Below are 21,640 nucleotides of genomic sequence, written 5' to 3'. Positions count from 1 at the left end.
TCTCCAAGTGATGCAGCGGGCCTTCTAGGGGGAGGCCCGATTTGTGGGGTGGCCCGGCCTTGCTGGCCGCGTTAGCGCCCCACTACATTCCTTTGACACTGGCCCGGCCCGGTTCCCTACCGACGGCAAGCGATCGCATCAAAACGAGTTCATGGACATCACAGCCGATCCTTCTGCGACGCAGCCTGGCAGCCTGGCCCATTGGCTGGCGGGGCATGCCGACCTGGGCGGAGATGCGCTGGCCGGCTTGGTGGCGCTGATCGAACCCCTGGGTAGCCAAGCGGCGATCAAGACCGTGGCCAACAGCCGTTATGTGTTCGCCAGCGGCGGTCTTGCCCAGCTGTTCGAGTGCGAAACCGTCCTCGGCCATACCGACGCGGAACTGCTCAGACCCGACGAGACCACGGCGCTGCGCCGTGTCGAACAGACCGTCATGGCCCAGCGCCACCCGGTCGTGTCCGAGCACAAGCTAGAGATCAACGGTCGCCGCCGCGAGTTCAGCGTCACGCGCCTGGCGCTGGGGCAGGAGTTCCTGCTGTCCGTCTGGCATGAGCGCACGGAGGAGCGTCACCGCGAGTCGCATCTGCAGCGTGCGCTGGCCCAGATCGAGCAGCAGCAGAACGCCATCGAGCAGATCCGCCGCGAACTGCAACTGGGCTCGGGCCGCGACGATATCTCGGGCCTGTACATGCGGCCGCAGTTCGACGATCAGCTGCTGCGCGAGATCGATCTCTCGTCGCGTGAGCATCGCGAGTTCGCGCTGGTCGTCATCGCGCTGGACGCCTTGCCGGCGGCAGTAGGCCTGGGCGATGAAGCCCAGCAGCGGCTTCTCGAAGGCATCGGCCGCATGCTGCGTGCCAACACGCGGGCGATGGACTCTGCCTGCCGCATCGGTGTGCAGCGTTTTGCCGTGCTGCTGTCGGGTGTCGGCTTGGCTACGGCGCACGCTCGCATGGAGCAGTTACGCCGCCAATGCGCGGCTCAAATCGTCGTGCTGAACGGCCAGGATCTGGGGCTGTCGATCTCGATGGGTGTGTCCAGCTTTCCGCACACGGCCTCGCGCCAAGAAGAGCTGGTGGCTGCCAGCGAGGCTGCCGTCCACGAGGCTCAGCGCCGCGGCGGCAACCAAGTCGTGCTGGCGTCCATCGCCTTCGGCTAAATCTCGGCAAGCCCCTTCCAGAGCATGTAGGCCGCGAGCGCGAACAGCAGCGTCGCGAAGACCTTCTTCAACTGCGCTACGTTCATGGCGTGTGCCGCGCGGGCACCCAGCGGCGCCATCGTCACGCTGGCGGCTGCGATCAGCGCCAGTGCCGGCAGGTAGAGATAGCCGAAAGCGCCCGGCAGTGCCGGCTCCATCCCCCAGCCGCCCACCACGTAGCCCAGCGTGTTCGCAACGGCGATAGGGAAGCCCAGCGCTGCACTGGTCGCCACGGCGAAGTGCACCGGCACGTTGCACCAGACCATAAAGGGCACGCTCGCGAAGCCGCCGCCGGCGCCCACCAGCCCGGACAGCAAGCCGATACCAGCTCCCGCGCCGAACTGGCCGGCCGTGCCGGGCATCTGACGGCTGGGCGCGGGGCGCTTGTTGCGCAGCATCTGCCAGCCCGAGAAGCTGACGAAGGCGGCGAAGACGAGGGCCAGCCAGGCGCCCTTCAGCAGTGCAAACAGGCCCGCGCCCGCCAGCAGCCCGCCGGCGAGGATGCCCGGGGCCAGGCCCTTGACGAGGTCCCAGCGCACGGCGCCGCGCTGGTGGTGGGCCCGCACGCTGGAGAGCGACGTGAACATGATGGTCGCCATCGACGTGGCGATGGCCGTCTTGACGGCCAGGCCGGGTTCGACACTGCGCTGGCCGAGGATGAAGGTCAGGAAGGGCACGAGCACCATGCCGCCACCTATGCCCAGCAAGCCGGCCAGGAAGCCGGCAGCGAGGCCCAGCACCAGCAACTCGGCGACGAAGCCGGCCGTCATGCCGCGCGCAGCCGCTTGAGCACAGCCTGCCACTCGGCGGGCGTGACCGGTGTGATGGAGAGCCGGCTGCCGCGTTGCAGCACCTGCATGCTGGCCAGCTCGGGTGCGTCGCGCATCGCCTTCAGGCTCAGCAGCGGGGTCGTCTCGCGCCAGCGCACATCCACACGCACCCAGCGCGGCGCTTCGGGTTTGGACTTGGCGTCGAAGTAGTGGCTGGCCGGGTCGAACTGCGTGGCGTCCGGGTAGGCCGCGCTGCAGACCTCGGCGAGGCCAGCGATGCCGGGTTCGGGGCAGGACGAGTGATAGAACAGCACGCCGTCACCGAGCTGCATGTCGTCGCGCATGAAGTTGCGCGCCTGGTAGTTGCGAACGCCGGCCCAGGGCAGGGTGCCGGCGCGTTCCAGGTGGGCGACGGACGCTTCGTCCGGCTCCGACTTCATCAGCCAGTAGTTCATAGAGAAGAGGTGTCCACCGCGATCCTGGAGGCCGAGATCCTGAACACCCAGGGGTAATCAGGTGGGCGAAGTCAGCCGGACTTCGGGTTCATCTGACGCGAGACGATCACGCCCATCCGGCATTTTCCAAGCCCTTGCTCGTAGAGCATCGGATGAAGGAAATAAAGCCCCGGGGAAAGCAGTGGACGGTGCGAATTCTAAGTCTCAGAGCAGCTGGCCGTCGTGTCCGAGTGCTTCATCCAGGCGCTTGATGAGGGTATCGACTTCGGCCGATGAAACAGGCATAGAACTCGACGCTTCGCGGGGCGCTTCCGTGGACGTTTCCTTCGGCGTTTCGGCGAGTTGATACGCCAGGTTCAGCGCGGCCAGCACGGCGATGCGCTCGCGCGCCTTCACCTTGCCGGCGTCGCGGATGGCGCTCATCTCGCGGTCCACTTGCGCCACGGCGGTGGTCAGCGCGGTTTCACCGCCTGGGGGGCAGCCGAGCAAATAGCTCTGGCCCATGATGGTGACTTCCATCTGCTTCACGGCCGATCCTCCTTGGGTGTGTCGGCAGGCAGCCGTTCCAGCAGCGCGTCGACGCGGGCACGTGCCGCGCTCAGGCGGGAACGCAGGCTGTCGCGCTCCTGGGTGACGGCAGTGAGCTGCACCTGCAGCAGCAGGTTGGTACGAAGGATTTCGTCGTGTCGCACGAGCAGGCGCTCCACGCGGTCTGTCAGGTCGGTCAGGCTGGCCATGGATGGGCTCGGGTCAGAGGGTGAGAGGGAGTCCCGCATGCCCGAGAGGGCGTCCAGAAACGCTCCAATCGAGGCGCAAAGCGCAGCCGTAGCTCGGGCTACGGCGAGCATTTGCAACGAAGAGCGGGGCGTTTCTGGGCGTCAAAGCGGGCATGCGGGATTTCCTCTCATCCTCTCAGGCGGAGGCCGATTTTAGGAGGCGTCCGGTGTCGCAGTCGTCAATGACGGCACAAACGGTGCACAGCGGCTTGCGCGCCTGGCACACATAGCGGCCGTGCAGGATCAGCCAGTGGTGGGCATCGACGAGGTAGGCCTCGGGAATGCGGTCCAGCAGGCCTAACTCCACAGCGAGTGGTGTCTTGCCCGGCGCCAGGCCCGTGCGGTTGCTGACGCGGAAGATGTGCGTGTCGACGGCCATCGTCGGCTCGCCGAAGGCGACGTTGAGCACGACGTTGGCCGTCTTGCGGCCGACGCCGGGCAGGGCCTCCAGCTCGGCGCGGCTGCGTGGCACCTCGCCGCCGTGCAGGTCGATGAGCATGCGGCAGGTCTGGAGCAGGTGTTTGGCCTTGCTGCGGAACAGGCCGATGGTCTTGATGTGGAACTCCAGCCCGTCCTGGCCCAGCGCGAGGATCTGGGCCGGCGTGTTGGCAGCGGCGAACAGGCGTTTGGTCGCCTTGTTGACGCCGACATCGGTGGCCTGGGCGGACAGCAGCACGGCCGTCAGCAGCTCGAAGACGCTGGCGAACTCCAGCTCGGTCTGCGGCGCCGGGTTGGCGGCCCGGAGAGTGGCGAAGAAATGCTCGATTTGCTGCGGGCTCATGGCCCGGCATTGTGGTTCAGGCGGCGAGCGGCAGCGCCAGGCACAGCACCGTGCCGCCGTGGCTGGCGGGCCGCGTGCTCAAGCTGCCGCCGTGCAACTGGGCAATGCGCTGTGCAATCGCCAGGCCCAGGCCGCCGAAGCCACCGCCCGGGCGGCTGATGGGGGGCTCGCGCAGGCTCAGGCCGGCGTCCAACCGGCGTCGCACCTCGGTGGGCAGGCCCGGCCCCTGGTCTTCGATGACGACGCTGACCTGGGCCGCATCACGCTGCACGCTCACCTGCACCGTGCCGGCGTCGGGTGCGTGGCGCAGCGCGTTGTCGATCAGGTTGGTCAGCGCGCGCTCGACGAGTTGCAGGTCGCCCTTCAGCACCAGCGGCCCCGGCGGCGGCCCGGCGAGAGCGACCGACGGCGAGCCTGGCGCGAAGCTGAACTTCTGCACTGCATCGGTCACCAGCTCGTCGAGCCGGAAGCACTCGACGTGGGCGATCTGCTGGCTGGATTGCAGGCTGGCCAGCTCGAAGAGCTGCTGCGACAGGCGCCGCACCTTGTCGCTCTGATCCAGCGCGATGCGCAGATGGCGCTGCGCGGCCGGCGGCGCCTCGGGCAGTTCGCGCAGCAAGGCCTCCAGATGGCCGTGCAGCGCCGTCAGCGGCGTGCGCAGGTCGTGGGCGACGTTGGCGACGACCTCGCGGTGAGCGGCCTGGGTGTCGGCCTGCTCGGTGGTCTGGCGCTCGATGCGCGCGGCCATGCGCTCGAAGGCCTGCTCGATGGCGCGCACCTCGTCGGCCTGCGGTGGCGCAGCGGCATCGCCGTCGCCGGGGCGGTAGGCCTGCATGCGCAAGGCCAGCCGCCGCAGCGGCCGGGTCAGCTGCATCAGCGTGCTGAGGCCGACGACCAGCGTGGCCAGCAGCGCGACGCCCAGCATCAGCAGGCCGCCCTGCCAGAGCCGCTGGTGGCTGATGCTGCCGGCGATCTGCGCGGCGGCCTGGCCTTCAAGCACGACGTAGAGATAGCCCGGCGCACGCCTGGCGCTGGCGGGAAAGCGCGCGGCACTGAAGATCTTGCCCGCGTGGCCCGCTGGCGTGCGGGGATCGGTGCCGCGCAGTGGCAGCGGGGCACCGTCGAGGAAGGCCTGCACCGGCGCCAGTGCCACGCGCGACTGGTGCACGGCCTGCGGGTCGCCCAGGTAGGCGCGCACGCGGCCGTCGGCTTCGAGCAGATAGACCTCGATGGCGGGGTTGACCACCATCAGCATGTCCAGCACCGCGTCCAGGCTGCGGCGGTCGGCATCGCCGCCCTGGGCCTCGTTCAGCCCGGGCCAGTGCTCGACGATGTGGCGCGCCAGGCCCTGCGAGAGCCGTTGCAGCGTCTCCTGCTGGTGAGTCTCGAGCGCGCGTGCGCCCACCAGCGCGACGCCGGCGCCGAAGCTGCACAGCAGCGCCACGAGGGCGAGGCTGAGGCGGGCGCTGAAACCGAGCTTCATGCCGCCACCCGCTGCGGCGGCGAGAAGCGGTAGCCGATGCCCCAGACGGTCTCGATCAGCCGCGGCTGCTGCGGGTTCGCCTCGATCTTGTGGCGCAGCCGGTTGATGTGGCTGTTGACGGTGTGCTCATAGCCGTCGAAGCCCTGACCCCAGACCCGGTCGAGCAGGTCGCCGCGGCTGAACACCTGGCCGGGGTGGCGGGCCAGGAAGTACAGCAGGTCGAATTCGCGCAGCGTCAGCGGGATGGTGTCGCCGTGCACCTGCAGTTCGCGGCTGAGGGTGTCGAGGCGGTGATGCGGCCCGAAGCGCAGCGTGGCCTCGGCCTGCGGCTGGCGCAGCAACTCCACGCGCCGCAGCAGCGCGCGCACGCGGGCCACCAGTTCCAGCATTGAGAAGGGTTTGACGAGGTAATCGTCCGCCCCCAGCTCCAGCCCGAGCACGCGGTGGGCCTCGGCGGAGCGGGCGCTGATGATGATGACCGGTGTCTGGCGGTGGCGGGCCTGCAGGTGGCGGCAGACATCGAAGCCGTCGGCGCCGGGCAGCATCAGGTCCAGCAGTACCAGGTCGAAGCGCTCGGCGTCGATGGCGAGCATGGCCTGGCGGCCATCGGCCTCGCGGTGCACGGCGTAGCCCGCCAGCTGCAGTTGCTGCTGCAGCAGGTCGGCAATGGCGTCGTCGTCTTCGACCACCAGCAGGCGAGGGGGCATGGGCAGGGAGTCGGGCACGGGCGAGTCGGGCTTACAGGGGTTTTTCCGGGGCCGCTGATTGGAGCGGGCCAGCCTGACTCAGACTTCACGGCGCCGTGAACTTGCTGTGAGGACTGCACACGCGGCGCTGCCGACGATGCGTGCTGTGGATTTTTCCACGGTAATTCCTCAAGGTGGATCTATGAAGACTTGGCTCATGGCAGGCCGCGCGCTCGCGGCAGGGGCGCTGGCTTTCGCAGGCGCAGCACAGGCGGTGGACGTGAAGGTGACGCTGACCCAGCTCGCACCGACGGGTGGCGTCGGCATCGCGCCGCTGTGGGTGGGCTTTCACAACGGCAGCTTCGATTCCTTCGACGCCGGCTACGCCGCGTCGCTGGGCATCGAGCGTGCCGCCGAGGACGGCAGCGCCGCCCAGCTCAGCACGATCTTCGGGGCCACCGCTTCCGGCGGCGTGCAGGGCACACTGCCCGGCCCGCCGGCATTCCCGGGCGCCGTGCGCACGCTGACCCTGACCGGCGTGGACCTGGCCGGCATCAACCGCTATTTCAGCTACGCCGCCATGGTCGTGGTGAGCAACGACTTCTTCATCGGCAACGACAACGCGACGCAGTTCGACCTGTCCAGCCTCGCAAACGGCGGCAAGCTGTCGCTGATGGTGGGTGGCGCGGGCCACGTCTGGGACGCGGGCACCGAGGTCAACGATTTCAACTATTCGCTGGCCAATGGGGCTTACGGCCTGGGCGGCGGGCAGACCGGAGGTAACCAGGGCATGGACGAGCACGGCACGGTGCATCTGGTCACCGGTAACCCGTACACCAGCTTTGCGGGGCAGGACCTCGTGCCGGCCGGCTACCAGTGGGGCGCGCTGGACTTCAGCAGCCAGGGCGCATTTGCGCGGGTGGACATCGAGGTGTCGGCGGTGCCGGAGCCGTCCAGCGCGTTGATGATGCTGGGTGGGCTGGGTCTGGCCGGCCTCGTAGTGCGTCGCCGCAGCGCGCGCTGATCAGCCGGGTGAGCGCTTGGCCCGTGCGCGGGCCAGCGCCGCCTCGATGGCGGCGCGTTTGAGGTCGAGCTGGGCTGGATCGGTGATGGCCGACGCGGCCGGCAGGTCGGCCAGTTTGGCCTCGGCTTTTTGCATGAGGCGCGCGTCGTTCTCCTGCACCTCGCGGTGGCGGCGGAACTGGCGGAAGACGTAGCGCTCGCGGGCTTCGTCGGCCTGCGGCCGGCTCCAGGCGCCCCAGCCGGTGGCGGTCGTGACCTCGGGCATGGAGATGCAGTCGACCGGGCAGGCCAGCACGCAGAGCTCGCAGCCGGTGCACTGCGCCGTGACGACGACGTGCATGGCCTTGGGCGCGCCGACGATGCAGTCCGCTGGGCAGGCCTTGATGCACAGCGTGCAGCCTATGCACCAAGCCTCGTCGATGACGGCGACGCCGCGCGTGGCTTCGATGCCGTTGGCCGGGTTCAGTGGCAGCGCAGGGCGGCCGGTGAGGGCGGCCAGGCGTGCGACGCCTTCGGCACCCCCGGGCGGGCATTGGTTGATGTCGGCCTCACCTGCGGCGACTGCGTCAGCGTAGCGGCGGCAGTCCGGGTAGCCGCAGCGGGTGCACTGGGTTTGCGGCAGCGCGGCGTCGATCAGCTCCGCAAGGTTCACGCCTTGCGCTTGCGGGTCGGTGACGATTTAGCGGTGGCCTTGGTCGCGATGGCCTTGGCGGTTTTCTTCAGCGGCGACGCCTCGTACTTGGCGATGAAGTCGCACACCTGCGGGTAGACGTTGTCGCGCCAGCGGCGGCCCGAGAAGATGCCGTAGTGGCCGGCACCGGCGACGTCGTAGTGGAACTGGTGCTGCTTGGGCACGCCGGAGCAGATGTCGTGGGCAGCCTTGGTCTGGCCGGCGCCGGAGATGTCGTCCAGCTCGCCTTCGACGGTCAGCAGCGCGGTCGTCGTGATGTCCTGCGGGCGCACCAACTGGCCGTCGACCTCCCAAGTGCCGTTGACCAGGCCGAAGTCTTGGAAGACGGTCTTGATGGTGTCGAGGTAGTACTCGGCCGGCATGTCGAGCACGGCGTTGTATTCGTCGTAGAACTTGCGGTGGAACTCGGCGCTGTCGTCATCGCCGCGCACCAGATCGAGGAAATAGTCGTAGTGCGAGGTGAGGTGGCGGTCCGGGTTCATCGCGACGAAGCCGGTGTGCTGCAGGAAGCCCGGGTAGACCGCGCGGCCGGCGCCCGGGAAGTTGGTCGGCACGCGGTAGATGACGTTGTTCTCGAACCAGCTGTAGCTGCGGTTCATGGCCAGGTTGTTGACGGCGGTCGGGCTCTTGCGGGCGTCGATGGGGCCGCCCATCATCGTCATGCTGCGCGGCGTGGCCTCGCCGGCGCTGGCCATCAGCGAGATGGCGGCGAGCACCGGAACGGTGGGCTGGCAGACGGAGATGACGTGGCTGTCGGCGCCGCCGACGTGGTGGATGAACTCCTGCACGTAGGCGATGTAGTCGTCCAGGTGGAAGGCGCCGACGTCCAGCGGCACCATGCGCGCGTCGGTCCAGTCGGTGATGTAGACCTTGTGGGTCTTCAGCAATTGCTTGACGGTCTCGCGCAGCAGCGTGCTGTGGTGGCCGGACAGCGGCGCCACGACGAGGACGGTCGGCTGGTCCTTCATCTGCGACAGCACGCTCAGTTCGTCCGTGTAGCGCTTGAAGCGCAGCAGGCGGCAGAAGGGTTTCTCCAGCGCCACCAGTTCCTGCACGGCCACGTCGACGCCGTCGACCTCGACCGAGCGGATGTTGAACTCCGGCTTCTCGTAGTCCTTGGCCAGGCGATGCATCAGGTCCAGCCCGGCCGACAGGCGCTGGGCCATCGGCGTGTGCGCAAGCGGCGACAGCGGGTGGCTGTACAGCTTGGCCGATGCGGCGGCGAACTCCGAAAAGGGGCTCATCAGTGCGCGCTGGGTTTCGAAGAGCTGGTACAGCATGGCGGCCTTGGCGAGGATCAGGAAGTTCTGATGGTGCCAGAAAACGTTGTCAATTTTGTGCGCTGCAACATGGATTGGGGGGTTAAATCCCAATCTTGCGCACTTCACTGGTGCGAAAAGGCCTTCAGCCCTTGATGACGGCGGCCATTCCTGCTGCAACGGTGGGCAGATTGCCCTCGTTCAGTGCGGCGACGCAGATGCGGCCGGAGTCCACCCCGTAGACGCCAAACTCGCTGCGCAGGCGCTGCATCTGGGTGGCGTTCAAGCCTGAGTAGCTGAACATGCCGAGCTGTTCGGTGACGAAGGAAAGATCCTGCGTCACGCCAGCCGCCTTCAGTGCGGCCACCAGTGCGCCGCGCATGGCCTTGATGCGCACGCGCATGCCGGCCAGTTCTTCCTCCCACATCGCACGCAAGATGTCGTCGGCCAGCACCTGGGCAACGACCTGGGCGCCGTGGGTCGGCGGGTTGGAGTAGTTGGTGCGGATCATGATCTTCAGCTGCGACAGCACGCGCACGGCTTCCTCGTCGCTGCTGCAGACGACGCTCAGCGCGCCGACGCGCTCGCCGTACAGCGAGAAGCTCTTGGAGAAGCTGGTGGACACGAAGAAGCCGACGCCAGCCGCCATGAACTGGCGCACCGCCTCGCCGTCTTCCTTCAAGCCAAAGCCGAAGCCCTGGTAGGCCATGTCGAGGAAAGGCGTCAGGCCCTTGGCCTTGACGACAGCAACGACCTCGGCCCACTGGGCGGCGGTGATGTCGTAGCCGGTGGGGTTGTGGCAGCAGGCGTGCAGCACGACGACCGTGCCGGCCGGCGCATCGTTCAGCGCGGCCAGCATGCCGTCGAAGTTGATGCCCTTGTTGGCAGCGTCGTAGTAGGGGTAGGTCTCGACGGTGAAGCCGGCCTGCGTGAACAGCGCGCGGTGGTTCTCCCAGCTCGGATCGGAGATCAGCACCTTGGAGGCCGGGTTGAGCTGCTTCAGGAAATCGGCGCCGACCTTCAGCGCGCCCGTGCCGCCGATGGCCTGCACGGTGGCGACGTTCTTCAGCTCACTGCCAAAGACAAGCTTCTGCACCGCCTTGTCATAGGCGGCGATGCCGTCGATGGGCAGGTAGCCGCGCGGCTTGGGGGCGGCGGCCATGGCGGCTTCGGCTTCGCGCACGCACTTCAGCAGCGGCAGCTTGCCGTTCTCGTCGTAGTAGACGCCGACGCCGAGGTTGACCTTGCCCGGGCGGGTGTCGGCGTTGAACTGCTCGTTCAAGCCGAGGATGGGATCACGGGGGGCGAGGGCGACATCGGCAAAGAGAGACATGGCGAGATTCCTGAAAGGACGGTGGCAGCAGGGGGAGGGCGGTGAACCCGGCACTGCGATAGGCTGACGGATTGCGCAGGGCAGCAATTTTGCCCGTGAACCCAGAGATATCCCCATGCCAGACGCTTTGAACGCCATGCCCGCCATAGAAGGCGACACCGAGGAGCGCAAGGGCGAATTCGTGAGCTTCGAAGGCTCGCCGTTCCAGCTGTTCCAGCCTTTTCCGCCTGCCGGGGACCAGCCGGCCGCCATCGCCAAGCTCATCGAGGGCATCAACGACGGCCTCAGCTACCAGACGCTGCTGGGCGTGACCGGCTCGGGCAAGACCTTCACGATGGCCAATGTCATCGCCCAACTGGGCCGCCCGGCCATCATCTTTGCGCCCAACAAGACGCTGGCAGCTCAGCTCTACAGCGAGTTTCGGGACTTCTTTCCGAACAACGCCGTCGAGTACTTCGTCAGCTACTACGACTACTACCAGCCCGAGGCCTACGTGCCGCAGCGCGACCTGTTCATCGAGAAGGACAGCGCGATCAACGAGCACATCGAGCAGCTGCGCCTGTCTTGCACCAAGAGCTTGCTGGAGCGGCGCGACGTGATCATCGTGGCGTCGGTGTCGGCCATCTATGGCATTGGCTCGCCGGCGGACTACCACCAGATGGTGATGACGCTGCGCGTGGGCGACAAGCTGGGCCAGCGCGACGTCATCGCCCACCTGATCCGCATGCAGTACACGCGCAACGAGATGGAGTTCACCCGCGGCCACTTCCGCGTGCGCGGCGACACCATCGACGTGTTCCCGGCCGAGCACTCCGAGCTGGCGATCCGCATCGAGCTTTTCGACGACGAGATCGAGGGCCTGTCGCTGTTCGACCCTCTCACGGGCCACATCCGCCAGAAGATCCCGCGTTTCACGGTTTACCCCAGCAGCCATTACGTGACACCGCGCGACCGCGTGCTGGCCGCGACCGACGCGATCAAGCAGGAGCTGCGCGACCGCGTCGCCTTCTTCATCAAGGAGGGCAAGCTGGTCGAGGCGCAGCGTGTCGAGCAGCGCACGCGCTTTGACCTGGAGATGCTGCAGGAGGTGGGCCACTGCAAGGGCATTGAGAACTACACGCGCCATCTGTCCGGCGCCCAGCCCGGTGACCCGCCCCCCACGCTGGTGGACTATCTGCCGCCCGACGCGCTGATGTTCCTGGACGAGAGCCATGTGCTGATCGGCCAGTTCGGCGGCATGTACAACGGCGACCGGGCGCGCAAGACGACGCTGGTGGAGTACGGCTTTCGCCTGCCGTCCGCGTTAGACAACCGGCCGCTGAAGTTCGCCGAGTTCGAGAAAAAGATGCGCCAGGCCGTCTTCGTGTCGGCCACGCCCGCGCAGTACGAGCAGGACAACGCCGGGCAGGTGGTGGAACAGCTCGTTCGTCCGACCGGCCTGGTGGACCCGCTCATCGAAGTGCGGCCCGCCACGCATCAGGTGGACGATGTGCTGCAGGAGATTCGCCTGCGCGTGGAGGTCGGCGAGCGTGTGCTGATCACCACGCTGACCAAGCGCATGGCGGAGCAGCTGACCGACTACCTCAGCGATAACGGCGTCAAGGTGCGCTACCTGCACTCGGACATCGACACGGTGGAGCGCGTGGAAATCCTGCGCGACCTGCGCCTGGGCGCCTTCGACGTGCTGGTGGGCATCAACCTTCTGCGCGAGGGGCTGGATATTCCCGAGGTGTCGCTCGTCGCCATCCTGGATGCCGACAAGGAAGGCTTCCTGCGCGCCGAGCGCAGCCTGATCCAGACCATCGGACGCGCCGCGCGCAACGTGAACGGCAAGGCCATCCTCTACGGTGACCGCATCACCGAGTCGATGCGCAAGGCCATCGGCGAGACCGAGCGCCGCCGCGCCAGGCAGACGGCCTTCAACGAGGCCAATGGCATCACGCCGCGCAACGTGCAAAAGCGCATCAAGGATTTGATCGACGGCGTGTACTCCGCCGAATCCGGCCGCGACGACGCCAAACTGCTGGCGGCGGCCAAGGTCGAGGACTTGTCCGAGAAGGATCTGGCCAAACGGATCGCCCAGCTCGAAAAGCAGATGCTGGAGCACGCCCGCAACCTGGAGTTCGAACAGGCCGCTCGCATTCGCGATCAGCTCGGGCAACTGCGCGAGCAAGCCTTCGGCGCGCGCGTGCACGACAACATCGTGCCGCTGGACAGCGCGCGCAAGGGCTTGGCACGCTGAAATCTGATGGCGCTGCTGCGGCGCACCAAAAGGCCTGCAACGGCTAGGGCTACCTAGTAACCCTGCGACGCGGCCGATTAGTCGAGTAAAATGATCGGAAATGAATTAGTCGGCTATTGTCCCGCTCATCCCGGGTTAACCCCGAATTAATGCCCTGGACAAATCGTGTCCGGGCGTCTCGCAAAGGAGTTTCGTATGCGTCTCACCACCAAAGGCCGGTTTGCTGTCACCGCGATGTTGGACTTGGCGCTGCGCGAGAACACGGGCCCCGTGGCTCTGGCGGCGATCAGCCAACGGCAGCAGATTTCGCTCTCCTACCTGGAGCAGCTCTTCGGCAAGCTGCGCCGCCATGAACTGGTGGAAAGCACCCGTGGCCCGGGCGGCGGTTACTCGCTGGGTCGCAAGGCCGAGAACATTACCGTTGCCGACATCATCGTCGCCGTGGACGAGGCGCTGGACGCCACCGGCTGCGGCGGCAAGGAAAACTGCCAGGGTGAAGACAGTGGCCGCTGCATCACGCATGAACTCTGGACCAATCTGAACGCCAAGATGATCGAGTACCTCGACTCCGTGTCCCTGCGCAAGCTCGCCGATGAGCAACTCGCCAAGGGCTTCGAGGTCGAGGCCGCGCCGGTCAAGCGCGCCATCTCCAGCCAGCCGGTGCTCAAGCCCATCCGCATCACGGCGCCGAACTCGGTGTTCGCCCTGGGTAGCACTCTCAGCAGCGCGTTCAGCAAGTAAGTCAGAAGAACTCAAAAGAAGTCGTTCCATGGACATGACCCCGCACTTCCCGATCTACCTCGACTACGGCGCGACGACGCCGTGCGACCCCCGCGTGGTGGACGCGATGATTCCCTGGTTGCGCGAGCACTTCGGCAACCCGGCATCACGCAGCCACGCCTGGGGCTGGGAAGCCGAAGAAGCGGTCGAGAAGGCTCGCGTGCAGGTCGCCGAGCTGATCGGTGCCGACCCGCGCGAGATCGTCTGGACCTCCGGCGCCACCGAGTCGAACAACCTGGCACTCAAGGGCGCCGCGCAGTTCTACAAGACACGCGGCAAGCACCTGATCACCGTCAAGACCGAGCACAAGGCCGTGCTCGACACCATGCGTGAGCTGGAGCGCCAGGGCTTCGACGTGACCTATCTCGACGTGCTGGAAAGCGGCCTCGTCGATCTGGAAGCCTTCAAGGCAGCACTGCGCCCGGACACCATCCTGGCCTCGGTCATGTTCGTCAACAACGAGATCGGCGTCATCCAGGACGTGGTCGCGTTGGGCAATCTGTGCCGCGAGCGGGGCGTCATCTTCCACGTCGATGCGGCCCAGGCCACAGGCAAGGTCGCCATCGACATGGCCCAACTGCCCATCGACCTGATGAGCCTGGCCTCGCACAAGAGCTACGGCCCCAAGGGCATCGGCGCCCTCTACGTGCGCCGCAAGCCCCGCATTCGCCTGGAAGCGCAGATGCACGGCGGTGGCCACGAGCGCGGCATGCGCTCGGGCACGCTGCCGGTGCACCAGATCGTCGGCATGGGCGAGGCCTTCCGCATCGCCCGCGAGGAAATGGGCGCCGAGAACGAACGCATCCGCGCGTTGCATAACCGGCTGATCCAGGGCCTCTCGGGCATCGAGCAGACCTTCATCAACGGCGACCTCGAGCGCCGCGTCCCGCACAACCTGAACATCTCGTTCAATTACGTCGAGGGCGAGTCGCTGATCATGGGCGTCAAGGGCCTGGCGGTGTCGTCGGGTTCGGCCTGCACGTCGGCCAGCCTGGAGCCCAGCTATGTGCTGCGCGCCCTGGGCCGCAGCGACGAACTGGCGCACAGCTCGCTGCGCATGACCATCGGCCGCTTCACGACCGAAGAAGAAATTGACTACGCCATCAGCGTGTTGGCGGACCGCGTGGCCAAGCTGCGTGATCTGTCCCCGCTGTGGGATATGTACAAGGATGGCGTCGATATCTCGACCATCCAGTGGGCCGCTCACTGAGCCGGCAAGGAGAACTTTCATGGCATATAGCGACAAGGTCGTCGACCACTACGAAAACCCCCGCAACGTCGGCAAGTTCGACAACGGCGACGACGACGTCGGCACCGGCATGGTCGGCGCGCCGGCCTGTGGCGACGTGATGAAGCTGCAGATCAAGGTCAACCCGGCGACCGGCCTCATCGAGGACGCCAAGTTCAAGACCTACGGCTGCGGCTCGGCTATCGCCTCCAGCTCGCTCGTGACCGAATGGGTCAAGGGCAAGAGCCTGGACGAAGCGCTGACGATCAAGAACACGCACATCGCCGAAGAGCTGGCGCTGCCGCCGGTCAAGATCCACTGCTCCATCCTGGCCGAAGACGCCATCAAGGCCGCCGTGGACGACTACCGCGCCAAGCACGCCGCCGTGGCGAGCTGACATGTCCGTCACGCTCACCGAAGCTGCTGCCCGTCACGTCAAGCGCTACATCGCCAAGCGCGGCAAAGGTGTGGGCGTGCGCCTGGGTGTGAAGACGACGGGCTGCTCGGGCCTGGCCTACAAGCTCGAATACGCCGACGACTTCGCGCCTGAGGACGTCATCTTCGAGGGCCATGAGGTCAAGATCCTCATCGACCCCAAGAGCCTGCCCTACCTCGATGGCACCGAGCTGGACTTCGTCCGTGAAGGCCTCAACGAAGGCTTCAAGTTCCGCAACCCGCGCGAGAAAGACAAGTGCGGTTGCGGCGAGTCTTTCCGTGTCTGATCGACCCTGAGTTCTTGCTGAGCGCGGCACCGGCCGCGCTTTTTGCTTTTTCACCTCACCATGCGCCTGACCGACAACGACTTCCAGCTCTTTGGCCTGCCTGAACAGCAGGCCCAGGTGCGCGCCGACATCGACGCGCGCTGGAAGGCCTTGCAGGCCGAAGTGCACCCCGACCGCTTCGCCGCCGAGGGCGCCGCTGCCCAGCGCGTGGCCATGCAATGGGCCATGCGCGTGAACGAGGCCTACCAGCGCCTGCGCGACCCGCTCAAGCGCGCGGCCTACCTGTGCGAACTGCGCGACGCCCCCGTGCAGGCCGAGAACAACACGCAGATGCCCGCCGCCTTCCTGATGCAGCAGATGGAATGGCGCGAGGCGCTGGATGACGCCGACGACGAGGCCGCGCTGACCGCCCTCGACGACGACGCTGCCCAGGCCGAAACCAACGCGCTCGCCACCGTGCAGCGCCTGCTCGACGAAGCCGGCGACGCGCCGGCCGCCGCTTCCCAGGTCCGCGCGCTGATGTTCATCCAGCGCTTTCGGGCCGACATCGACCAGCGCCTAGCCGCGCTCGACGCCTGAACCCATGGCCCTCCTGCAAATTTCCGAACCCGGCGCCTCGCCCGACCCGCACCAGCGCCGCATCGCCGTCGGCATCGACCTCGGCACAACGCATTCCCTCGTCGCCGCTGTGCGCCACGGCGTGGCCGAATGCCTGCCCGACGAGCAGGGCCGCGTGATCTTGCCGTCCGCTGTTCGCTACCTGCCCGAGGGCCGTCGCCAGATCGGCGCCGACGCGCTCGCGGCGCAAGCCGAAGATCCCGAGAACACCATCGTCTCGGTCAAGCGCTTCATGGGTCGCGCCCTGGCCGACGTCGCCAACCGCGAGCATCTGCCGTATCAGTTCGAAGACCGGCCCGGCATGCTCGGCATCGCCACGCGTGACGGTGTGAAGAGCCCCGTCGAGGTATCCGCCGAGATCCTGGCCACGCTGCGCTTTCGCGCCGAGGACAGCTTTGCCGACGACCTGTTCGGCGCCGTCATCACGGTGCCGGCCTACTTTGACGACGCCCAACGCCAGGCGACCAAGGACGCCGCCGAACTGGCCGGCCTCAAGGTGCTGCGTCTCATCAACGAGCCCACCGCCGCAGCCATCGCCTACGGCCTGGACAACGCGAGCGAAGGCCTGTATGCGGTCTACGACCTGGGCGGCGGCACTTTCGACATCTCGCTTCTGCGCCTGACGCGTGGCGTGTTCGAAGTCGTCGCGACCGGCGGCGACGCGGCCCTGGGCGGCGACGACTTCGACCGCGTGCTGGCCGACTGGGCGCTTGGCGGTCGCGTGGTCGAAACGGCGCACGACAAACGCGCCGTGCTCGTCGCCGCTTGCGCGGCCAAGGAGGCGCTGTCGGATGCCGAGTCGACCGAACTGGTCGCCGCGCTGGACGCGGACAAGCTGCGTGTCGTCGTCACCCGTAAGCAGTTCGAGCAACTGGCCCAGCCGTTGATCGCCAAGACCCTGTCGGCCGTGAAGCGCGTGCTGCGCGACGCGAAAGTCAAGGCCGTGGACGTGGTGGGCACCGTCATGGTCGGCGGCTCGACGCGCATGCCCATCGTGCGCCGTGCGGTGAGTGAGCTGTTCGGCCGCGACGTGCTGACCAACCTGAACCCAGACGAAGTTGTCGCGCTCGGCGCCGCCATCCAGGCAAACCAGCTCGCCGGCAATGCGGCCGACGGCGAGATCCTGTTGCTGGATGTGATCCCGCTGTCGCTGGGGCTCGAAACGATGGGCGGCCTGGCTGAGCGCGTCATTGAGCGCAACTCGACCATCCCCGTCGCCAAGGCCCAGGACTTCACGACCTTCAAGGATGGCCAGACCGCACTGGCGATCCACGTCGTGCAGGGCGAGCGCGAGCTGGTCAGCGAATGCCGCTCGCTGGCGCGCTTCGAGCTGCGCGGCATCCCACCGATGGTGGCCGGCGCCGCTCGCATCCGCGTCAGCTTCCAGGTCGATGCCGACGGGCTGCTGAACGTCTCCGCCGAGGAGTTGACCTCAGGCGTGCAGACGGCCATCACCGTCAAGCCGAGCTACGGCCTCGGCGATGACGAGATCGCCAACATGCTGAAGGACGGCTTCAACAGTGCCGAGGGCGACATGGCTGCGCGCAAGCTGCGTGAGGCCAAGGTCGAGGCCGAGCGCATGGTCCTGGCCACGCGCAGCGCGTTGGCTGCCGATGGCGACCTGCTGCCCGTCGCTGAGCGCGAGGCGCTGGAATCGCGCTTGCAGGCTTTGACCGCGATGGCCGACGATGCGGATGCCATCGACGCCGCCATCAAGGCGCTGGCCGAGGCGACCGAAGGCTTTGCCGCCGAGCGCATGAACCGCTCCATCGCCCGCGCGCTGACCGGCCGCAACGTCTCGGCCCTTTAAGAGAACAACATGCCCGTCATCAAGATCCTCCCGCACGCCGAGTACTGCCCCGCCGGCGCCAGCATCACGGCAGCGCCCGGCACGTCGATCTGCGAAGCGATGCTGGCCAACGACATCCACATCGAGCACGCCTGCGATCAGGTCTGCGCCTGCACGACCTGCCACGTCATCGTGCGCGAGGGCGGCCGTTCGCTGTCCGAGATGGAAGAGGACGAGGAAGACATGCTGGACCGCGCCTGGGGGCTGGAGCCCGACTCGCGCCTGTCCTGCCAGGCGCTGCTGCGCCAGCAGGATGTGACGGTCGAGATCCCCAAGTACTCGATCAACCACGCCAAGGAAGGCAAGTGACTGCCGTCCAGCGCATCCTCGGTTTCGAGTCGTCCTGCGACGAGACCGGGGTAGCGCTGGTTGAGGTGGATGGTGACGCACCGCCCAAGCTGCTGGCGCAGGCGTTGTTCAGCCAGATATCCATGCACCAGGCCTACGGCGGCGTGGTGCCCGAGCTGGCCTCGCGCGACCACGTGCGCCGCGTGTTGCCGCTAACGCGCGACGTGCTGTCTCAAGCCGGCTTGGCGCTTACAGACGTCGATCTGATCGCCTATACGCAGGGGCCTGGCCTCGCGGGTGCGCTACTCGTCGGTGCGGGCGTCGCCGTGTCGCTGGCCGCCGCGCTCGATGTGCCAGCCTTGCCCATCCATCACCTCGAAGGGCATCTGCTGTCACCCTTCCTGTCGGCTGACGCGCCGGAGTTCCCCTTCGTCGCGCTGCTCGTCAGTGGCGGCCACACGCAGTTGATGCGCGTGGACGATGTGGGCCGCTACGAAATTCTCGGCGAGACCATCGACGACGCGGCCGGCGAGGCCTTCGACAAGAGCGCCAAGCTGCTGGGACTGCCTTACCCCGGTGGCCCGCATCTGGCGCGCATGGCCGAGTTCGGCAACCCCGAGGCCTACGCGCTGCCACGCCCCCTGATGCACAGCGGCAAGCCGGATTTCAGCTTTGCCGGATTGAAGACCGCGGTGCTGACGCAGGTGAAGAAGATCGGTGACTCACCTTGCGAGCAGACGAAAGCCGACCTGGCCGCGTCCACACAGGCGGCCATCGTCGACGTGCTGGTGAAGAAGTCGCTGCTGGCGCTGAAGGAGACGGGGCTGAAGCGCCTCGTCGTCGCCGGCGGCGTGGGCGCGAATGCCAAGCTGCGCGAGCAACTGAACGCCGCCTGCGCCAAACGGGGCGTGCGTGTGCACTACCCCGAACTGGACCTGTGCACCGACAACGGCGCCATGATTGCGATGGCCGCCGCGCTGCGGGTGCAGCGCGGCACGGCCAATCCCAGGCGCGACGGCGGCTTCGAAGTCCGCCCGCGCTGGGAGCTCGGGACGGCTTAGTTGACCGTCAACTGGCCGCCGTTCTCGGCGACGCGCTTGACCAGGCTCAGCGTCAACACGCCGTTCTCGAAGCGGGCTTGCGATTGGCCTTGATCGATCTCGGCCGGCAGCGCGAAGCTGCGGGCGTAGCTGGCGGCGCGGCGCTCGCGGTAGAGCAGGCGGGAGCCGTCGGTCGGCGCGCTGGCTTCCTCGGTCGCGGTCTCGATGTGCACGCGACGGCCCTCGACGCGAACCTTCACGGCCTCCTTGGTCACGCCGGGCATGTCGACGGTGACGTGATAGCCCTTGTCGTCTTCGCTGACGTCCAGGGCGGGGGTACGGGCCGTGTCGGCCTCGGCATCGAACTGGCGCAGGACGCGGGCAACGTGGCGGGGGTGGGTCAGATAGAACATGGTGAACTCCAGTGGCTGTGAACGCTGCTTCACGGGTCGGGAGCAGCACCCCGATGACCGAGAGATAGGGTGGCGGCGAAGCCCTTCAAGAGCGGTTTGCGCGCCGATGCAGAGAAGTCACGCATTTGCGGGGCAGGGCGGTTCGGGCTCTTGAAACCAGGGCGAGCCGGCCACATGTCTGCTCGCTTGGCCTGGTGCAGTTGTGAGCCTTCTGCCGCCTTGGGCTAGAATCCGCCGGTTTTGCGTACTTGATATCTTGTATGCAAAGCACCAGCACGGCTTGGGGCGGTTTCCCCCTTGTCCGCAAGTCAACCCCGGAAACCGTCTGCGGCAGCGCTCAGTAGTGCGTCTCGCCCGGCCGGACTTCCGAAACCTTTTGGAAAAAAATGTCCGTCGCCGATATGAACAAGGCCGAGATCGTCAAGGCCAACGCTCGCAGCACCAATGACACTGGCTCGCCGGAAGTCCAGGTCGCCCTGCTGACCGCCCGCATCAACGACCTGACCCCCCACTTCAAGACCCACGCCAAGGACCACCACGGTCGTCGCGGTCTGCTGAAGATGGTTAACACCCGCAAGAGTCTGTTGGCCTATCTGAAGCGCATTGACTCCAGCCGTTATGTCGCGCTGATCGCCAAGTTGGGCCTGCGCAAGTAATTCGCCTCATTCCACGAGGAGCCTGTCTGGTCCATTAGCCCAGCACAGGCTCTTCGTCCATCTATCTGCCGGAACCGAGCTGACGTGGTGTCGGATCATTCCAAGACGGTTTGCTGAACCGCCCTGGAATGGCATCTGGACCAAACCCAGTCTCGTTCCCGGTTCTTCCGGGTGCCCCCGCACCCACAACAACCAGGAGATGAGCATGTCCATTTTCAACAAGGTCACGAAGTCCTTCCAATGGGGCCGTCACAACGTGGTGCTGGAAACGGGTGAAGTCGCCCGCCAGTCCAGCGGCGCTGTCCTCGTCAACATCGAAGGCACCGTCGTGCTGGCCACCGTGGTCGCCAAGACCGAAGCTAAGGCCGGCCAGGACTTCTTCCCGCTGACCGTCGACTACCTCGAGAAGACCTACGCCGCCGGCAAGATCCCTGGCAGCTTCTTCAAGCGCGAGGGCCGCCCGAGCGAGCACGAGACGCTGACCAGCCGCCTGATCGACCGTCCGATCCGCCCGCTGTTCCCGGAAGGCTTCTTCAACGAAGTCCAGGTCGTCATCCACGTGGTGAGCCTGAACCCCGAAGTGCAGGCCGACATCGCAGCGCTGATTGGCTCGTCCGCAGCGCTGGCCATCTCCGGCATCCCGTTCAGCGGCCCGATCGGCGCTGCCCGCGTGGGCTACGTCAACGGCGAGTACCTGCTGAACCCCAGCAAATCCGAGCTGGCCAACAGCCAGATGGACCTCGTCGTCGCCGGCACGCAAGCCGCCGTGCTGATGGTCGAGTCGGAAGCGTCTGGCCTGTCGGAAGAAGTCATGCTGGCCGCCATCGTCTACGGCCACGAGCAAGGCAATGTCGCCATCGCCGCCATCAACGACCTGGTGCGTGACGCCGGCAAGCCGGCCTGGACCTGGGCCGCGCCCGCCAAGGACGAAGCCTTCATCGCCAAGGTCAACGGCCTGGCCGAAGGCCCGCTGCGCGAGGCTTACCAAATCCGCTCCAAGCAAGCCCGCACGCAAGCCTGCCGCAGCGTGACGTCCAGCGTCTTCGCTGCCCTGAAGGGTGAAGGCGTCGTCTTCGACAAGGTCGAGGTCGAAGGCCTGCTGTTCGAGATCGAAGCCCGCATCGTGCGCAGCCAGATCCTGGCCGGCGAGCCGCGCATCGACGGCCGCGACACGCGCACCGTGCGCCCCATCGAAATCCGCAACGGCATCCTGCCGCGCACCCACGGCTCGGCGCTGTTCACGCGCGGCGAGACCCAGGCTCTCGTCATCGCGACGCTGGGCACGGACCGTGACGCACAGCGCATCGACGCGCTGGACGGCGAGTTCGAAGACCGCTTCATGATGCACT

At 66.8% G+C, this 21,640-nt stretch carries 24 protein-coding genes; 13 read left to right on the top strand and 11 right to left on the bottom strand.

Annotated features, from left to right (window positions below; genetic code table 11):
- The first annotated feature begins 151 nt into the window (after positions 1-151).
- Positions 152-1,159 (top strand): GGDEF domain-containing protein, encoded by a 1,008-nt coding sequence (locus ABIS05_RS16890; RefSeq protein WP_348010202.1) that lies wholly within the window; start codon positions 152-154, stop codon positions 1,157-1,159.
- On the opposite strand, the gene ABIS05_RS16885 is transcribed toward ABIS05_RS16890, so the two are convergent.
- From ABIS05_RS16885 to ABIS05_RS16855, 7 genes are all read right to left on the bottom strand, one after another.
- Positions 1,156-1,968 carry a sulfite exporter TauE/SafE family protein gene (locus ABIS05_RS16885; protein ID WP_348010201.1) on the bottom strand — a complete coding sequence of 271 codons (813 nt, stop codon included), beginning with the start codon at positions 1,966-1,968 and terminating at the stop codon, positions 1,156-1,158. The two genes, ABIS05_RS16890 and ABIS05_RS16885, sit on opposite strands and share 4 nt — an antisense overlap.
- Positions 1,965-2,423, bottom strand: a complete 459-nt coding sequence (locus tag ABIS05_RS16880) for an EVE domain-containing protein (RefSeq protein ID WP_348010200.1) — start codon at positions 2,421-2,423, stop codon at positions 1,965-1,967. Before ABIS05_RS16880 ends, ABIS05_RS16885 begins: the two co-directional genes overlap by 4 nt.
- Before the next feature lie 204 nt (positions 2,424-2,627).
- On the bottom strand, positions 2,628-2,951 hold the full coding sequence (locus ABIS05_RS16875; protein ID WP_348010199.1) for a cell division protein ZapA: 324 nt from the start codon (positions 2,949-2,951) through the stop codon (positions 2,628-2,630).
- Positions 2,948-3,160, bottom strand: a complete 213-nt coding sequence (locus ABIS05_RS16870) for a DUF904 domain-containing protein (protein WP_348010198.1) — start codon at positions 3,158-3,160, stop codon at positions 2,948-2,950. The genes ABIS05_RS16875 and ABIS05_RS16870 overlap by 4 nt, the downstream gene beginning before the upstream one ends.
- A gap of 175 nt (positions 3,161-3,335) precedes the next feature.
- Complete coding sequence (nth, locus tag ABIS05_RS16865; RefSeq protein WP_348010197.1) at positions 3,336-3,980, bottom strand: endonuclease III; 645 nt, start codon at positions 3,978-3,980, stop codon at positions 3,336-3,338.
- A 16-nt stretch (positions 3,981-3,996) separates the two neighbouring features.
- Positions 3,997-5,463 (bottom strand): HAMP domain-containing sensor histidine kinase, encoded by a 1,467-nt coding sequence (locus tag ABIS05_RS16860; protein ID WP_348010196.1) that lies wholly within the window; start codon positions 5,461-5,463, stop codon positions 3,997-3,999.
- Complete coding sequence (locus ABIS05_RS16855) at positions 5,460-6,170, bottom strand: response regulator transcription factor (RefSeq protein ID WP_348010195.1); 711 nt, start codon at positions 6,168-6,170, stop codon at positions 5,460-5,462. Before ABIS05_RS16855 ends, ABIS05_RS16860 begins: the two co-directional genes overlap by 4 nt.
- Before the next feature lie 181 nt (positions 6,171-6,351).
- On the opposite strand from ABIS05_RS16855, the gene ABIS05_RS16850 reads away from it, so the two are divergent.
- Positions 6,352-7,173, top strand: a complete 822-nt coding sequence (locus ABIS05_RS16850; protein ID WP_348010194.1) for a spondin domain-containing protein — start codon at positions 6,352-6,354, stop codon at positions 7,171-7,173.
- On the opposite strand, the gene rsxB is transcribed toward ABIS05_RS16850, so the two are convergent.
- The 3 genes from rsxB to ABIS05_RS16835 form a co-directional block, all read right to left on the bottom strand.
- Positions 7,174-7,824: an electron transport complex subunit RsxB gene (gene rsxB, locus ABIS05_RS16845; protein ID WP_348010193.1), complete on the bottom strand. Its 651-nt coding sequence runs from the start codon at positions 7,822-7,824 to the stop codon at positions 7,174-7,176.
- On the bottom strand, positions 7,821-9,143 hold the full coding sequence (locus ABIS05_RS16840) for a polyhydroxyalkanoate depolymerase (RefSeq protein WP_348010192.1): 1,323 nt from the start codon (positions 9,141-9,143) through the stop codon (positions 7,821-7,823). Before ABIS05_RS16840 ends, rsxB begins: the two co-directional genes overlap by 4 nt.
- Before the next feature lie 124 nt (positions 9,144-9,267).
- The gene (locus ABIS05_RS16835; protein ID WP_348010191.1) at positions 9,268-10,455 is read right to left on the bottom strand and encodes an amino acid aminotransferase; all 1,188 of its coding nucleotides are present in this window, start codon (positions 10,453-10,455) and stop codon (positions 9,268-9,270) included.
- A gap of 136 nt (positions 10,456-10,591) precedes the next feature.
- On the opposite strand from ABIS05_RS16835, the gene uvrB reads away from it, so the two are divergent.
- The 9 genes from uvrB to tsaD all read left to right on the top strand — a co-directional run bounded on the left by uvrB (position 10,592) and on the right by tsaD (position 19,243).
- The gene (gene uvrB / locus ABIS05_RS16830; protein WP_348010214.1) at positions 10,592-12,697 is read left to right on the top strand and encodes an excinuclease ABC subunit UvrB; all 2,106 of its coding nucleotides are present in this window, start codon (positions 10,592-10,594) and stop codon (positions 12,695-12,697) included.
- 195 nt (positions 12,698-12,892) lie between these two features.
- Positions 12,893-13,438 (top strand): Fe-S cluster assembly transcriptional regulator IscR, encoded by a 546-nt coding sequence (gene iscR / locus ABIS05_RS16825; RefSeq protein ID WP_348010190.1) that lies wholly within the window; start codon positions 12,893-12,895, stop codon positions 13,436-13,438.
- Between the two features lie 28 nt (positions 13,439-13,466).
- Positions 13,467-14,687: an IscS subfamily cysteine desulfurase gene (locus ABIS05_RS16820; protein ID WP_348010189.1), complete on the top strand. Its 1,221-nt coding sequence runs from the start codon at positions 13,467-13,469 to the stop codon at positions 14,685-14,687.
- A gap of 19 nt (positions 14,688-14,706) precedes the next feature.
- Positions 14,707-15,102, top strand: coding sequence for a Fe-S cluster assembly scaffold IscU (gene iscU / locus ABIS05_RS16815; protein ID WP_348010188.1), 396 nt, complete (start codon positions 14,707-14,709; stop codon positions 15,100-15,102).
- A gap of 1 nt (position 15,103) precedes the next feature.
- On the top strand, positions 15,104-15,427 hold the full coding sequence (iscA, locus tag ABIS05_RS16810) for an iron-sulfur cluster assembly protein IscA (RefSeq protein ID WP_348010187.1): 324 nt from the start codon (positions 15,104-15,106) through the stop codon (positions 15,425-15,427).
- A gap of 60 nt (positions 15,428-15,487) precedes the next feature.
- Positions 15,488-16,006, top strand: coding sequence for a Fe-S protein assembly co-chaperone HscB (gene hscB / locus ABIS05_RS16805; protein ID WP_348010186.1), 519 nt, complete (start codon positions 15,488-15,490; stop codon positions 16,004-16,006).
- A gap of 4 nt (positions 16,007-16,010) precedes the next feature.
- Complete coding sequence (gene hscA, locus ABIS05_RS16800) at positions 16,011-17,855, top strand: Fe-S protein assembly chaperone HscA (protein WP_348010185.1); 1,845 nt, start codon at positions 16,011-16,013, stop codon at positions 17,853-17,855.
- Positions 17,856-17,864: 9 nt separating this feature from the next.
- Positions 17,865-18,203, top strand: a complete 339-nt coding sequence (gene fdx, locus ABIS05_RS16795; protein WP_348010184.1) for an ISC system 2Fe-2S type ferredoxin — start codon at positions 17,865-17,867, stop codon at positions 18,201-18,203.
- A complete protein-coding gene (gene tsaD, locus ABIS05_RS16790; RefSeq protein ID WP_348010183.1) occupies positions 18,200-19,243 on the top strand; it encodes a tRNA (adenosine(37)-N6)-threonylcarbamoyltransferase complex transferase subunit TsaD in 1,044 nt (347 codons plus the stop codon). Before fdx ends, tsaD begins: the two co-directional genes overlap by 4 nt.
- On the opposite strand, the gene ABIS05_RS16785 is transcribed toward tsaD, so the two are convergent.
- On the bottom strand, positions 19,240-19,635 hold the full coding sequence (locus tag ABIS05_RS16785; RefSeq protein ID WP_348010182.1) for an Hsp20/alpha crystallin family protein: 396 nt from the start codon (positions 19,633-19,635) through the stop codon (positions 19,240-19,242). The genes tsaD and ABIS05_RS16785 overlap by 4 nt on opposite strands.
- 386 nt (positions 19,636-20,021) lie before the next feature.
- Between ABIS05_RS16785 and rpsO the strand changes: the two genes are divergently transcribed.
- A complete protein-coding gene (gene rpsO, locus ABIS05_RS16780) occupies positions 20,022-20,291 on the top strand; it encodes a 30S ribosomal protein S15 (RefSeq protein WP_348010181.1) in 270 nt (89 codons plus the stop codon).
- Positions 20,292-20,496: 205 nt separating this feature from the next.
- Positions 20,497-21,640 (top strand): polyribonucleotide nucleotidyltransferase (locus ABIS05_RS16775; RefSeq protein WP_348010180.1); only part of this gene is annotated, 1,144 nt, incomplete at its 3' end.

The organism is Roseateles sp. (assembly GCF_039929605.1).
In the GTDB taxonomy this organism is placed as follows: Bacteria; Pseudomonadota; Gammaproteobacteria; order Burkholderiales; family Burkholderiaceae_C; genus Pelomonas.
The sequence above is the reverse complement of the archived record's forward strand: the minus strand, read 5'-3'. Positions and strand labels throughout refer to the sequence as shown.